The following is a 218-nucleotide window of genomic DNA, read 5'->3' on the forward strand; positions in this document are numbered from 1 at the left end:
ATTTTTGCGATGAAGGCAGCAATGGTGGTGAAGTGCGGTCTTACATCGCCAGACAGACACATGAAGGTGACATTGTTAATGCAGGCTCTTTCAATACGTCGACTTGATAGCATGCCAAGAGAATAGGCGTAAAAGATAATTTTGAGCATGATGGAAGGTGGGTATGCAGCTGCCCCGTTTTTGTCGTTGCAATAGTGTTCATCAAAGAGTGATAGATC

1 protein-coding gene is annotated in these 218 nt (G+C 44.0%); it reads right to left on the bottom strand.

Annotation, left to right across the window (positions count from 1 at the left end; translation table 11 throughout):
• Window positions 1–218, bottom strand: a 218-nt coding sequence (locus tag Q1A70_RS20790; RefSeq protein ID WP_299695977.1) for a transposase, incomplete at both ends; no start/stop codon positions are given.

Origin of the sequence: uncultured Vibrio sp., assembly GCF_947488985.1 — a bacterium.
In the GTDB taxonomy this organism is placed as follows: Bacteria; Pseudomonadota; Gammaproteobacteria; order Enterobacterales; family Vibrionaceae; genus Vibrio.